The sequence below is a fragment of the Thioalkalivibrio sp. ALE11 genome (assembly GCF_000381205.1).
In the GTDB taxonomy this organism is placed as follows: Bacteria; Pseudomonadota; Gammaproteobacteria; order Ectothiorhodospirales; family Ectothiorhodospiraceae; genus Thioalkalivibrio.
Genome location: NZ_KB906175.1, coordinates 37,215 through 49,789 on the forward strand (window position 1 = coordinate 37,215; position 12,575 = coordinate 49,789).

The 12,575-nt window shown below is 69.6% G+C and carries 11 protein-coding genes; all 11 read left to right on the plus strand.

What is annotated here, in order from left to right:
* The first annotated feature begins 6 nt into the window (after positions 1–6).
* The 11 genes from rnhB to F620_RS0111555 all read left to right on the plus strand — a co-directional run bounded on the left by rnhB (position 7) and on the right by F620_RS0111555 (position 12,568).
* Positions 7–630 carry a ribonuclease HII gene (gene rnhB, locus F620_RS0111505; protein ID WP_019570663.1) on the plus strand — a complete coding sequence of 208 codons (624 nt, stop codon included), beginning with the start codon at positions 7–9 and terminating at the stop codon, positions 628–630.
* Positions 627–4,196: a DNA polymerase III subunit alpha gene (gene dnaE / locus F620_RS0111510; protein WP_019570664.1), complete on the plus strand. Its 3,570-nt coding sequence runs from the start codon at positions 627–629 to the stop codon at positions 4,194–4,196. Before rnhB ends, dnaE begins: the two co-directional genes overlap by 4 nt.
* A gap of 88 nt (positions 4,197–4,284) precedes the next feature.
* Entirely contained in the window at positions 4,285–5,250 is a 966-nt protein-coding gene (locus tag F620_RS0111515; RefSeq protein WP_019570665.1) for an acetyl-CoA carboxylase carboxyltransferase subunit alpha, read from the plus strand.
* On the plus strand, positions 5,225–6,508 hold the full coding sequence (gene tilS / locus F620_RS0111520; protein WP_019570666.1) for a tRNA lysidine(34) synthetase TilS: 1,284 nt from the start codon (positions 5,225–5,227) through the stop codon (positions 6,506–6,508). The genes F620_RS0111515 and tilS overlap by 26 nt, the downstream gene beginning before the upstream one ends.
* Before the next feature lie 152 nt (positions 6,509–6,660).
* Positions 6,661–8,331 (plus strand): CTP synthase, encoded by a 1,671-nt coding sequence (locus tag F620_RS0111525; protein WP_019022781.1) that lies wholly within the window; start codon positions 6,661–6,663, stop codon positions 8,329–8,331.
* Between the two features lie 14 nt (positions 8,332–8,345).
* Complete coding sequence (kdsA, locus tag F620_RS0111530) at positions 8,346–9,188, plus strand: 3-deoxy-8-phosphooctulonate synthase (RefSeq protein ID WP_019570667.1); 843 nt, start codon at positions 8,346–8,348, stop codon at positions 9,186–9,188.
* 63 nt (positions 9,189–9,251) lie between these two features.
* A complete protein-coding gene (gene eno, locus F620_RS0111535; protein WP_018870711.1) occupies positions 9,252–10,529 on the plus strand; it encodes a phosphopyruvate hydratase in 1,278 nt (425 codons plus the stop codon).
* 39 nt (positions 10,530–10,568) lie between these two features.
* Positions 10,569–10,958, plus strand: a complete 390-nt coding sequence (gene ftsB / locus F620_RS0111540; RefSeq protein ID WP_019570668.1) for a cell division protein FtsB — start codon at positions 10,569–10,571, stop codon at positions 10,956–10,958.
* Complete coding sequence (gene ispD, locus F620_RS0111545) at positions 10,951–11,694, plus strand: 2-C-methyl-D-erythritol 4-phosphate cytidylyltransferase (protein WP_019570669.1); 744 nt, start codon at positions 10,951–10,953, stop codon at positions 11,692–11,694. The genes ftsB and ispD overlap by 8 nt, the downstream gene beginning before the upstream one ends.
* Positions 11,691–12,191, plus strand: a complete 501-nt coding sequence (gene ispF, locus F620_RS0111550) for a 2-C-methyl-D-erythritol 2,4-cyclodiphosphate synthase (protein WP_026331440.1) — start codon at positions 11,691–11,693, stop codon at positions 12,189–12,191. Before ispD ends, ispF begins: the two co-directional genes overlap by 4 nt.
* A complete protein-coding gene (locus F620_RS0111555) occupies positions 12,188–12,568 on the plus strand; it encodes a VOC family protein (RefSeq protein WP_018870707.1) in 381 nt (126 codons plus the stop codon). Before ispF ends, F620_RS0111555 begins: the two co-directional genes overlap by 4 nt.
* Positions 12,569–12,575 lie beyond the last annotated feature (7 nt).

Here is a 12,575-nt window from a genome sequence, read left to right on the forward strand (position 1 = left end):
GGCTTCATGAGCGGCAAGACAGGCGGGGCAGACGGGGTCGCGGGCGTCGACGAGGTGGGTCGCGGGCCGCTGGCCGGGCCGGTGGTGGCCGCGGCGGTGATCCTGCCGGAAGGCTTCGATGCCCCCGGTCTGACCGATTCCAAGAAACTCACCGCGCGCCGGCGCGAGGCCCTGGACGAGCGGATCCGCGACGGTGCCCTGGCCTGGGCCCTGGGGCGCGCCGAGGCGGCCGAGATCGATCATCTGAACATCCATCGCGCGACCCTGCTGGCGATGCAGCGGGCGGTGCAGGCCCTGGATCCGGCGCCGGTGCATCTGCTGGTGGACGGCCGTTTCACCCCGGAGGGCCCGTGGACCGCCGAGGCCCGGGTGGGCGGTGATGGCAGCGTGGCCGCGATCAGCGCCGCTTCGGTGATCGCCAAGGTGGCGCGCGATCGCGAGTTGCGCGCGCTGCACGAGCAGTGGCCGGAATACGGCTTCGACCGCCATGCCGGCTACCCGACCGCCGCCCATCGCGCGGCCCTGGAACGCCACGGGCCGTGTCCCGCGCATCGGCTCAGCTTCGGCCCGGTGGCGCGTGCGCTGGCGGCTGCTGCGCAACCGGCTGCGGAAGAACGGGGGCACGCATGACCGACACCCCTGCCACGACCGCCGATGCCGGGCTGCATGATCCGGGGTTCGTGCACCTGCGGGTGCACTCGGAGTATTCCCTGGTCGATGGCCTGGTGCGTCTGAAGCCGCTGGTGCAGAGCGTGGCCGCGGCCGGGATGCCGGCAGTGGCGGTCACCGATCACTGCAACCTGTTCGGGCTGGTCAAGTTCTACAAGGCGGCGATCGGCGCCGGCGTGCAGCCGATCGTGGGCGCGGACGTACTGGTGCGCGACGCGCGTGCCGACGGCACTCCGGCGCGCATGACCCTGCTGGCGCAGAACGATGCCGGCTATCGCAACCTGACCCGGCTGATCTCGCGCGCCTGGCAGGAGGGTCAGGAGAAGGGCGTGCCGCGGATCGACTGCGCCTGGCTCGACGGCGGCGCGGCGGAGGGGCTGATCGCCCTGTCCGGGACCATCGACGGGCTGTTCGTCAGTGGCAGCGGGGTCGCGCAGGCCCTTGCCGAGCCCGTGCTGCAGCCGTGGCTGGAGCGTTTCCCCGGGCGCTTCTATCTGGAGCTCACGCGCACCGGGCGGCCGGGCGAGGAGGCCTGGATCGAGGCCGCGATCGGCGCGGCCGAGAGCCACGGACTGCCGGTGGTCGCCACCAACGACGTGCGTTTTCTCAGCGGCGAGGACTTCGAGGCCCACGAGGCGCGGGTGTGCATCCACGACGGCCACACCCTGGACGACGCGCGCCGGCCGCGGCGCTACTCCGAGCAGCAGTACCTGCGCACGCCGGAGGAGATGGCCGCGCTGTTCGAGGACATCCCCGAGGCCCTGGCCAACAGCGTGGCCATCGCCCGGCGCTGCAGCGTGCGCCTGACGCTCGGGGAATCGGTGCTGCCGGATTTCCCGGTGCCGGAAGGGCGCACGGTGGAGCAGCATCTGCGCGAGATCTCCGATCAGGGGCTGCGCGCACGCCTGGAGCGCTTCCAGTTCGCCGACACCGCGGACTACGAGGCGCGGCTGACGCGCGAGCTGGACGTGATCTGCCAGATGGGCTTCCCCGGCTACTTCCTGATCGTGGCCGACTTCATCCAGTGGGCGAAGGACAACGGGATCCCGGTGGGGCCGGGGCGCGGTTCCGGTGCCGGCTCGCTGGTGGCCTACGTGCTGGGAATTACCGACCTGGATCCATTGCGTTACGAGCTCCTGTTCGAGCGGTTTCTCAATCCCGAACGGGTCTCCATGCCCGACTTCGACGTCGACTTCTGCATGGAGAAGCGCGACGACGTGATCGAATACGTCGCCGAGCGCTACGGCCGTGACAAGGTCTCGCAGATCATCACCCACGGCACCATGGCGGCCAAGGCGGTGGTACGCGACGTCGGGCGCGTGCTGGGGCACGGCTACGGCTTCGTCGACCGCATCGCCAAGCTGATCCCGTTCGAGCTGGGCATGACCCTGGAGAAGGCCCTGACCGAGAGCGAGGACCTCAAGGCGCAGTACGACGAGGACGAGGAAGTCCGCGCGATCATCGATCTGGCGATGAAACTGGAAGGACTGACCCGCAACGCCGGCAAGCATGCCGGCGGGGTGGTGATCGCACCGTCGGCCCTGACCGACTTCTCCCCGCTGTATTGCGAAGACGACGGCGGCTCGCTGGTGACCCACTTCGACAAGGACGATGTCGAGGCGGTGGGCCTGGTCAAGTTCGACTTTCTCGGGCTGCGCACGCTGACCATCATCGACTGGGCGGTGCAGAACCTGAAGCGCATGGATCCGGAGATCGAGATCGATCTGGAGGGCGTGCCGCTGGACGACCCGGAGACCTTCCGTCTTCTGAAAGGCTATCAGACCACCGCGGTGTTCCAGCTGGAATCCGGTGGCATGAAGGACCTGATCCGGCGTCTGCAGCCGGACAGCTTCGAGGACATCATCGCGCTGGTGGCGCTGTACCGCCCGGGGCCGCTGCAGTCGGGGATGGTGGACGACTTCATCGACCGCAAGCACGGGCGCTCCGAGGTGGAATACCCGCACCCGGATCTGGAGCCGGTGCTCAAGCCGACCTACGGCGTGATCCTGTACCAGGAGCAGGTGATGCAGATCGCCCAGGTGCTGGCCGGCTACACCCTGGGCGGTGCCGACCTGCTGCGCCGCGCGATGGGTAAGAAGAAGCCCGAGGAGATGGCCAAGCAGCGCGAGATCTTCGTCAATGGTGCGGTGGAACGCGGGGTGGAGGAGCACACCGCGACCTACATCTTCGATCTGGTGGAGAAGTTCGCCGGCTACGGCTTCAACAAGTCGCACTCCGCGGCCTATGCCCTGGTGGCCTATCAGACCGCCTGGCTCAAGGCGCATTATCCGGCGCCGTTCATGGCGGCGGTGCTGTCCGCGGACATGGACAACACCGACAAGGTGGTCGGCCTGATCGAGGAATGCCGCAGCATGGAGCTGGCGGTGCTGCCGCCGGACGTGAACCAGTCGGACTACCGCTTCACCGTGCAGGACGCGCACACGGTGGTGTACGGGCTGGGGGCGATCAAGGGCGTCGGCGAGTCGGCGATCGAGACCCTGCTGAAGGCGCGCAACGAGGGCGGACCGTTCCACGGGCTGGTGGACCTGTGCCAGCGGGTGGATCTGGGCAAGCTCAACAAGCGGGTGCTGGAGACCCTGGTGCGGGCCGGTGCGCTGGATTCCCTCGGCGCCAACCGCGCGACCCTGCTGGCCGACATCCCCACCGCGGTGGCCGCGGCGGAACAGACCGAACGCAATGCCAGCCTCGGCGTGGTGGACCTGTTCGGCGATCCGGCGGCCGCGGTGGTGCCGGAGAGCGAGACGCAGCCGGAGATGGAGGACGATGACCGGCTGCGCGGGGAGAAGGAGACCCTCGGGCTGTATCTGACCGGGCATCCGGTGGAGCGTTATCGCGAGGAGCTGCGCGAGCTGACCGGCACCAGCCTGGCCGAGCTGGAGGCGAAGCTGGAACAGCGCCCCGACGAGGGCGAGAACCGCGGGCGCGGCCGCCAGGAGACCGTGCGCATCGCCGGGCTGGTGGTGGGCGTGCGGGTACGCAACACCAACAGCGGGCGCATGGGCGTGGCGACCCTGGACGACCGCAGCGGGCGCGCCGAGCTGGTGCTGTTCAACGACGATTTCAACCAGTACCGCGACCGGCTCGAGCCGGACAGCCTGCTGGTGGCCGAGGGCACCGTGACCCTGGACGACTACGCCGGCGGGGTGCGCATGCGCGCGCGCCGGGTCCTGACCCTGGACGAGGCGCGCGCGCAATGGGCGCGGGCGCTGCGCCTGGATCTGCGCGAGGTCCTCCCGGAGCAGATCGCGGGGCTGCACGGCCTGTTGCAGGAGCACCGGCCGACCGGGCGCGGCAACGGCAATGGCAGTGCCGGGACGCCGGAGGCGGACGAAGAGGGCGCCCCTTCGGGTTGCCCGCTGCGCCTGCGCTATCGCCGCGACGGCATGGAGGCGGAACTGAAGGTGCCGGAAGACTGGCGCATCCTGCCGAACGAGGCCCTGCTGCGCGGCATCCAGCAGACCCTGGGGCCGTCCTGCCAGGCGCGGCTGCTCTACCAGCGGGGGTAGTCCGCCCTGCGGGCCCGCTGCCGGCCAGCGTAGATCGCGCCGATTCGTTACACTCGCCACCCCGAACGTGACTGACTGGAATCCTTGCATGAACCCGGAATTTCTCGACTTCGAACAGCCGATCGCCGAACTGGAGGCCCGCATCCGCGACCTCCAGTACGTGGGCGACGACACCGAGGTCAACATCCAGGAAGAGGTCCAGCGGCTGCAGGACAAGTGCCAGTCGCTGACCGAAAGCATCTTTGCCAAGCTCACGCCCTGGCAGATCGCCCAGCTGTCACGCCATCCCCGGCGTCCGTATCTGCTCGACTACATCCCGGCGCTGTTCGAGGAATTCGAGGAACTGCACGGCGACCGCGCCTATGCCGATGATCCCGCGATCGTCGGCGGCATGGCCCGCTTCGACGGGCGGCCGGTGATGATCATCGGCCACCAGAAGGGGCGCCAGACCCGCGACAAGGTCCAGCGCAATTTCGGCATGCCGCGCCCGGAGGGCTATCGCAAGGCCCTGCGCCTGATGGAGATGGCCGAGCGCTTCCGCATGCCGGTGTTCACCTTCATCGACACCCCGGGCGCCTACCCCGGCGTGGGGGCCGAGGAGCGGGGGCAGAGCGAGGCGATCGCGCGCAACCTGCGGGTGATGGCGCGGCTGGACACCCCGATCATCGCCACGGTGATCGGCGAGGGCGGCTCCGGTGGCGCGCTGGCGATCGGCGTGGGCGACGCGACGCTCATGCTGCAGTACTCGACCTATTCGGTGATCTCGCCGGAAGGCTGTGCCTCCATCCTGTGGAAGAGTTCGGAGAAGGCCGCCGAGGCCGCCGAGGCGCTGGGGATCACCTCCGGGCGGCTGAAGGACCTGGGGCTGATCGATCGGGTGATCGATGAACCCCTGGGCGGCGCCCACCGTGATCCGGAGACCATGGCGGAGCATCTGCGTGCGGCGCTGGCCGAGACCCTGGGCGGGCTGGAGCGGCTGGACCCGGGCAAGCGCCTGGAGCGGCGTTACCGCCGGCTGATGGACTACGGTGCCTTCCAGGAAGCCGGCGCCTGATCCCGTTGACGTCGCGCTGCGGCGGTTCCTCGAGGAGTGTCCCGCGGGCGGCCCGCTGCGCGTCGCCTTCAGCGGCGGTCGCGATTCCAGCGTCCTGCTGCATGCCCTGACCGCGACCTGTCGAGCTGTCGGGCATCCCGATCCCGAAGCCTGGCACGTGGACCACGCGTTGCACGCGCAGTCCGCGGCCCAGGCGGAACACTGCCGTGCGGTGGCGCATTCGCTGGGTCTGCATTTCGAGCACCGCGCGGTCGGTCCCCTCGAGACCCGCGCGGACGGGGTGGAGGCCGCGGCCCGGCACGCCCGCTATGCGCTGCTGCGCGAGGGCCTGGGGCCGACCGGGGTGGTGGTCACCGCGCATCATGCCGGGGATCAGGCCGAGACCTTCCTGCTCGCGGCCCTGCGCGGCAGCGGTCCGCTGGGCCTGCGTGGCATGCCCCCGTGGCGCCGCGAAGGCGAGGGCTGGCTGGCGCGCCCGCTGCTGGACGTGGCGGATGCAGCCGTGGCGACGCGGGCGCGGCGCGAGGGGCTGACCTGGATGGAGGACCCCACCAACGCCGATCCGGGGTTCGACCGCAACTTCCTGCGCCGCGAGATCCTGCCCCGGCTCAATGAACGGTTTGCTGCGTCGGCCGGGCTGGCGCGGGCCGCGCGCTGGCAGGCCGGGGTGGCCGACGGGGAGGACGCCGTTCTCGCGCGCCATCTGGCGGGCGCCGGGGCCGGTGAATGCCTGCCGCTGTCCGTCCTGCGGCCGCTGGAACCGGGGCGCCGGAGCGCCCTTCTGCGGCACTGGATCCGGGAACACGGCCTGCGCCCGCCGGGCCACCGGCGGCTGGCGGAATTCCTGCGTCAGTCGCTGGCGGCTGGCGAAGATCGCCAGCCGCGGCTGGACTGGAACGAGGGGTGCCTGCGGCGCTACCGCGATGCGCTGTATCTGGATCCGCCGGAGACGGAGCCCGCGTCGCCCATCCCGTGGCCGGCCGGCCAGCAGCGGCTGCGTCTGCCCGATGGTCGGGTGCTGACGCGCGAGCATCCGGCGTTCGCCGATCCGCTGCTGGCCGGGGCGGTGGAGGTGGTGTTCCGGCAGGGTGGTGAACGGGTGCCGGCGGGCGGCCGGCACCGGCGGCTGAAGTCGCTGATGCAGGAGCGCGGGATTCCGCCATGGCGGCGTGCGCGCATCCCGCTGCTGCGCCCGCCGGGGGGCGAGGTGCGTGCCGTGCTGTGGCCGCGCGGACCGGATGACGGCGGCCCCCCGTGAGCTGCGTCGCAGGTTCGGGCCGAGGCGCCGCAGCCCCGCCATGACGGGCCCGCAGGCGCCCCGCGGGGCGCGTTCGCGATTGAGCGAAAACGGGGGGTCTGGTACCCTTTGCGGGCATTTTGACCCCCGTCGGTCCCGGCCAGGTTTCCCGCATGACGCGATTCGTGTTTATCACCGGAGGCGTGGTTTCGTCTCTGGGCAAAGGTATTGCATCCGCCTCTCTGGGGGCGATCCTCGAGGCGCGTGGCCTGAAGGTCACGCTGATGAAGCTGGACCCCTACATCAACGTCGATCCGGGGACCATGAGTCCGTTCCAGCATGGCGAGGTGTTCGTCACCCATGACGGGGCCGAGACCGACCTGGATCTCGGGCACTACGAGCGCTTCGTGCGCATCCGCACCTCGCGGCACAACAATTTCACCACCGGCCAGATCTACGAGAACGTCATCCGCAAGGAGCGCCGCGGCGACTATCTGGGCGGCACGGTGCAGGTCATTCCGCACATCACCGACGAGATCAAGCGCTCGATCCGCGAAGGGGCGGATGACGCCGATATCGCACTGATCGAGATCGGCGGCACGGTGGGCGACATCGAGTCCCTGCCGTTCCTCGAGGCGATCCGCCAGATGGGCGTGGAGCTGGGGCGCGACAACGCGCTGTTCATGCACCTGACCCTGGTCCCCTATATCGACGCCGCCGGCGAGATCAAGACCAAGCCGACCCAGCATTCGGTCAAGGAACTGCGTTCCATCGGCATCCAGCCGGACATCCTGCTGTGCCGCTCGAGTCAGGCGATCCCCGAAGGGGAACGGCGCAAGATGGCGCTGTTCACCAACGTGGAGGAAAAGGCGGTCATCTCCGCGGTGGATGTCGACAACATCTACAAGATCCCGCTGTGGCTGCATTCGCAGAAGCTCGACGAGATCGTGCTGCGCAAGCTGCACATCGAGGATCTGCCGGTCGCCGACCTGTCCGACTGGAAGCACGTGGTCAACGCCATGGAGTTCCCCGAATCGGAGGTCACGGTCGGCATGGTCGGCAAGTATGTCGAACTGACCGAGTCGTACAAGTCGGTCAACGAGGCCCTGACCCATGCGGGCATCGAGGTCGGCACCCGGGTGCGCATCCGCTACCTGGATTCGGAAAAGCTGGAGGGCGACACCCCCGAGGCACGCGCGGAGCTTGAAGGGCTGGATGCGATCCTGGTGCCGGGCGGCTTTGGCGAACGCGGCGTCGAGGGCAAGATCGAGGCGGTACGCCATGCGCGCGAGGAGGGCATCCCGTATCTGGGCATCTGCCTCGGCATGCAGGTGGCGGTGATCGAATACGCCCGCAACGTGGCCGGCCTCAACGGGGCACATTCCACCGAGTTCGCGCCCGATACTCCGCATCCGGTGATCGCGCTGATCACCGAATGGCAGGACCGCGAGGGGCGGATCGAACATCGCGATGCCGAAAGCGATCTGGGCGGCACCATGCGCCTGGGTGCGCAGACCGCCTGCCTGACCGAGGGCTCGCGCATCGCCGCGGCCTACGGCACCAGTCGCATCGAGGAGCGCCACCGCCACCGTTACGAATTCAACAACGCCTACCGCGCGCGTCTGGAGCAGGCCGGGCTGGTGATCTCCGGGCTGTCCGAGTCCGGGGAACTGGTGGAGGCGGTGGAGCTTCCGGAACATCCGTGGTTCGTCGGCTGTCAGTTCCACCCCGAGTTCACCTCCACGCCGCGCGACGGACACCCGCTGTTCGCCGGCTTCGTCCGTGCGGCGCGGGACTACCAGAACGAGCGCGCGCCGGATGTGGGCGCGGCGCTGACCGATTGACGGGAGGCAGGTTGATGGAACTGTGCGGTTTCTCCGTGGGCCTGGACCGGCCGTTCTTCCTGATCGGCGGTCCCTGCGTGATCGAATCGGAGGCCATGGCCGAGGAAACCGCGGGGCAGCTCGCCGAGCTCACGCGCGAGCTGGGGATTCCGTTCATCTACAAGTCGTCCTTCGACAAGGCCAACCGGTCCTCCACCCGCAGCTATCGCGGCCCGGGCATGGAGGAGGGGCTGCGTATCCTCGAATCGGTGCGCGAGCGCATGGGCGTGCCGGTGCTGACCGACGTGCACGAGGACACCCCGCTGGCGGAGGTTGCCGCGGTGGTGGACGTGCTGCAGACCCCGGCGTTTTTGTGCCGCCAGACCAATTTCATCCAGAACGTGGCCCGTCAGGGGCTCCCGGTGAACATCAAGAAGGGCCAGTTCATGGCCCCCTGGGACATGGGCAACGTGGTGGACAAGGCGCGCGAGGCCGGCAACGAGTCGGTGATGGTCTGCGAGCGCGGGGTGTCCTTCGGCTACAACACCCTGATCTCCGACATGCGCGGCCTGGCCGACATGCGCCGCACCGGCGCCCCGGTGGTGTTCGACGCCACCCACTCGGTGCAGCAGCCGGGCGGGCAGGGTGCCAGCTCCGGCGGGCAGCGCGAATACGTGCCGGTGCTGGCCCGTGCGGCCGTGGCCAGCGGTATCTCCGGGCTGTTCATGGAGACCCACCCCGATCCCGCGAACGCGCTGTCGGATGGCCCCAATGCCTGGCCGCTGCCGCGCATGCGCGAGCTGCTGGAAACCCTGAAGGCGCTGGACGAGGCGACCAAGTCGCGTCCGCTGGCGGAAGCCGAATACGGCCTGGGCTGACCCCGGGATGACCCCCGGGGGCGGCCGGCCCCGAATCGAACGAGTCAAGGAGAGAGTACGAGCATGTCCCAGATTGCCGAGATCCACGCGCGCGAGATCATTGATTCCCGCGGCAACCCGACGGTGGAAGCCGACGTCGTCCTGGCCTCCGGTGCGACCGGGCGGGCGTCGGTGCCGTCGGGGGCTTCCACCGGGGCGCGCGAGGCCCTGGAACTGCGCGACGCCGCGGCCCGCTACGGCGGCAAGGGCGTGGAGAAGGCGGTGGGCCATGTGAACGGCGAGATCCGCGACGCCCTGCGCGGCATGGAGGCTGACCAGACCGCGGTCGACCAGCGCATGCTGGAGCTGGACGGCACCGAGAACAAGTCGCGCCTGGGCGCCAACGCTCTGCTGGCGGTGTCCATGGCCGTGGCCCATGCCCGCGCAGCCGATGCCGAGCGCCCGCTGTTCGAGACGGTCGGCGGGCCGGATGCGCATCTGCTGCCGGTGCCGATGATGAACATCGTCAACGGCGGTGAGCATGCCGACAACAGCGTCGACATGCAGGAGTTCATGATCCTGCCGGTGGGCGCCCCCAGCGTGCGCGAAGCGGTGCGCTACGGCGCCGAGGTCTTTCACGCGCTGAAGAAGGTGCTCAACCAGCGCGGTCTGGGCACCGGCGTGGGCGACGAGGGCGGGTTCGCGCCCAACCTGGAGTCCAACTCGGCGGCGGTGGAGACCATCCTCGAAGCGATCCATCAGGCCGGGTTCAAGGCCGGGCGCGACATCTGGCTGGGCCTCGACTGCGCCGCCTCCGAGTTCTACCGCGATGGCCGCTACCACCTGGATTCCGAGGGCAAGTCGTTCAATGCCGAGGAATTCTGTGACTACCTCGCGCACTGGGTCGATCAGTACCCCATCCTCAGCATCGAGGACGGGCTGGCCGAAGACGACTGGGAGGGGTGGAAGATCCTGACCGAACGTCTGGGTGAGCGCGTGCAGCTGGTGGGCGACGATCTGTTCGTGACCAACACGCAGATCCTGCGCGAGGGCATCGACCGCGGCGTGGCCAACTCCATCCTGATCAAGCTGAATCAGATCGGCACCGTGACCGAGACCCTGCAGGCCATCGAGATGGCGCGCGACGCGGGTTACACCTCGGTGATCTCGCACCGTTCGGGCGAGACCGAGGACGTGACCATCGCCGATCTGGCGGTGGCCACCGGCGCGGGGCAGATCAAGACCGGCTCGCTGTCGCGCTCCGATCGCGTGGCCAAGTACAACCAGCTCATGCGGATCGAGGAGCATCTCGGCGGGCAGGCCCGCTACCCGGGCATGGACGCCTTCCGGGTCCGGCCCTGACTCCGGGGAACCGGGGTGTCCCGGCCGGAGGCCTGAGCGATGCGCTGGCTGCTGCCGGGCGGTCTGTTGCTGCTCGTGCTGGCGCTGCAGTGGCCGTTGTGGTTCGGCGAGGGCGGCTGGCCGGATGTCCGCGAACTGCGCAGCGAGACCGCCATGCAGGAAGCGGAAAACCAGCGCCTGCGTGAACGCAACCGGGCGCTGGAGGCCGAGGTCCGCGATCTGCGCGAGGGCTCCGCGGCGGTGGAAGAACGCGCCCGGCGTGACCTGGGCATGATTCGCGAGGACGAGACCTTTTTCTTCATCGTGGACGAAGAAGACGAAGTGCCGGGCGAAGTCCCGGGGTTGATGCCCGAAGACGCCTCCGCCGGCGTTGCCCCGGAGCCTGCCGAGGAGGACACGACGATCGTGGAGGATCCGTTCGATGAGTGATGCCGGCGCCCCCGAGGGTTCGGGCGTCTTCTGGGCCCTGATTCCGGCGGCCGGCATTGGCCGCCGCATGGGGACGGATCGTCCCAAGCAGTTCCTTTCCCTGGGGCCGCGCAGCGTGCTGGCCCACACCCTGTCGATCTTTCTGGAGCATCCGCGGATTCGCGGCGTGATCCTGGTGCTGGGCCCGGACGTGGACCCGGACGCGCTTGACCTGCCGCTGGCCGGCGGGCGGCTGTTCCGCGTGGCCGGCGGCGACGAGCGGGCCGACTCCGTGCAGAACGGGCTGGACTTCCTCGAGGAACGCGCCGGTCCCGAGGACTGGGTGCTGGTGCACGATGCCGCGCGCCCGTGCCTGCCGCCGGACGATCTCGACCGCATGCTGGACGAGCTGCGCGACGATCCCGTGGGGGGAGTGCTGGCGGCTCCGTCCACCGATACCATCAAGTGGGCGGACACCGACGGTCGGGTGGAATCCACGCTCGATCGCGAGCGGGTGTGGCGGGCCCTGACCCCGCAGATGTTTCGCCTGGGCACGCTGCGCGACGTCAACGCCCGCGCGCGTGCCGCCGGACACCCGGTGACCGACGAGGCCAGCGCGATCGAATGGGCGGGACTGCGGCCGCGGCTGGTGGAGGGCTCGCTGATGAACATCAAGATTACGCGCGCCGAGGACCTCGAACTGGCCCGTCTATACTTGCTGGAACAGGGCCGGCTCGACGGAGGGTATCGGGGATGACGGCGATGCGTGTGGGCCAGGGTTTCGATGTACACGCCTATGAGGCGGGGGATCACGTGGTGGTCGGCGGGGTGCGGATCCCGTTCGATTACGGCGTGCGCGCCCACTCCGACGGTGACGTGCTGCTGCACGCGCTGTGCGACGCGCTGCTGGGAGCCGCCGGCCTGGGCGACATCGGCCGCCACTTTCCCGACAGCGATCCGGCGTTCTCCGGTGCCGACAGCCGCGACCTGCTCGAAGAGACCCTGCGCCGGGTGCGCGAGGCGGGCTGGGTGCCGGTGAACATCGACGCCACCATCATCGCCCAGCGTCCGCGCATGGGCCCGCACGTGGACACCATGCGCGCCAATATCGCCGCGGACACCGGGTTGCCGGCGGACGCGGTCAACGTGAAGGCCACCACCACCGAGCGGCTGGGCTATACCGGCCGCGAGGAGGGCCTCGCCGCGCAGACCGTGGTGCTGCTGCAGACCCCGGGAGACGGGGAGGTCGCATGAGCGACGGCGTGGTGCGCGGGGTGCACCACGTGAGCGTGGTGGTGTCGGATCCGGAGCGTGCGGCCACGTTCTACGGCGATCTGCTCGGACTGGCGCCGTTGCCGCGTCCCGATCTCGGGTTCCCCGGGCGCTGGTTCGATCTGGGTGACGGGCGCGCCCTGCATCTGCTGGGGGTGCCCAACCCGGACCCGGTGGAGCGCGGGGTCGCCGGTGGCCGCGACCGCCATCTGGCCCTGGTGGTGGACGGCCTGGAGACCCTGCTGGGCCGCCTGGAGGCCGCGGGCTTCCCCGCGCAGCGCAGCCGTTCCGGGCGCCCCGCGGCCTTCGTGCGCGATCCGGACGGGAACACCGTCGAATTCGTCGCAGCCGGCGAATGACGCTGTC

Coding starts and splice junctions, on each gene's coding strand:
- F620_RS0111525 (WP_019022781.1), top strand. CDS start 6,661: ATGACGCGATTCGTGTTTATCACCGGAGGCGTGGTTTCGTCTCTGGGC.
- ispF (WP_026331440.1), top strand. CDS start 11,691: ATGACGGCGATGCGTGTGGGCCAGGGTTTCGATGTACACGCCTATGAG.
- eno (WP_018870711.1), top strand. CDS start 9,252: ATGTCCCAGATTGCCGAGATCCACGCGCGCGAGATCATTGATTCCCGC.
- ftsB (WP_019570668.1), top strand. CDS start 10,569: ATGCGCTGGCTGCTGCCGGGCGGTCTGTTGCTGCTCGTGCTGGCGCTG.
- ispD (WP_019570669.1), top strand. CDS start 10,951: ATGAGTGATGCCGGCGCCCCCGAGGGTTCGGGCGTCTTCTGGGCCCTG.
- F620_RS0111555 (WP_018870707.1), top strand. CDS start 12,188: ATGAGCGACGGCGTGGTGCGCGGGGTGCACCACGTGAGCGTGGTGGTG.
- dnaE (WP_019570664.1), top strand. CDS start 627: ATGACCGACACCCCTGCCACGACCGCCGATGCCGGGCTGCATGATCCG.
- F620_RS0111515 (WP_019570665.1), top strand. CDS start 4,285: ATGAACCCGGAATTTCTCGACTTCGAACAGCCGATCGCCGAACTGGAG.
- kdsA (WP_019570667.1), top strand. CDS start 8,346: ATGGAACTGTGCGGTTTCTCCGTGGGCCTGGACCGGCCGTTCTTCCTG.
- rnhB (WP_019570663.1), top strand. CDS start 7: ATGAGCGGCAAGACAGGCGGGGCAGACGGGGTCGCGGGCGTCGACGAG.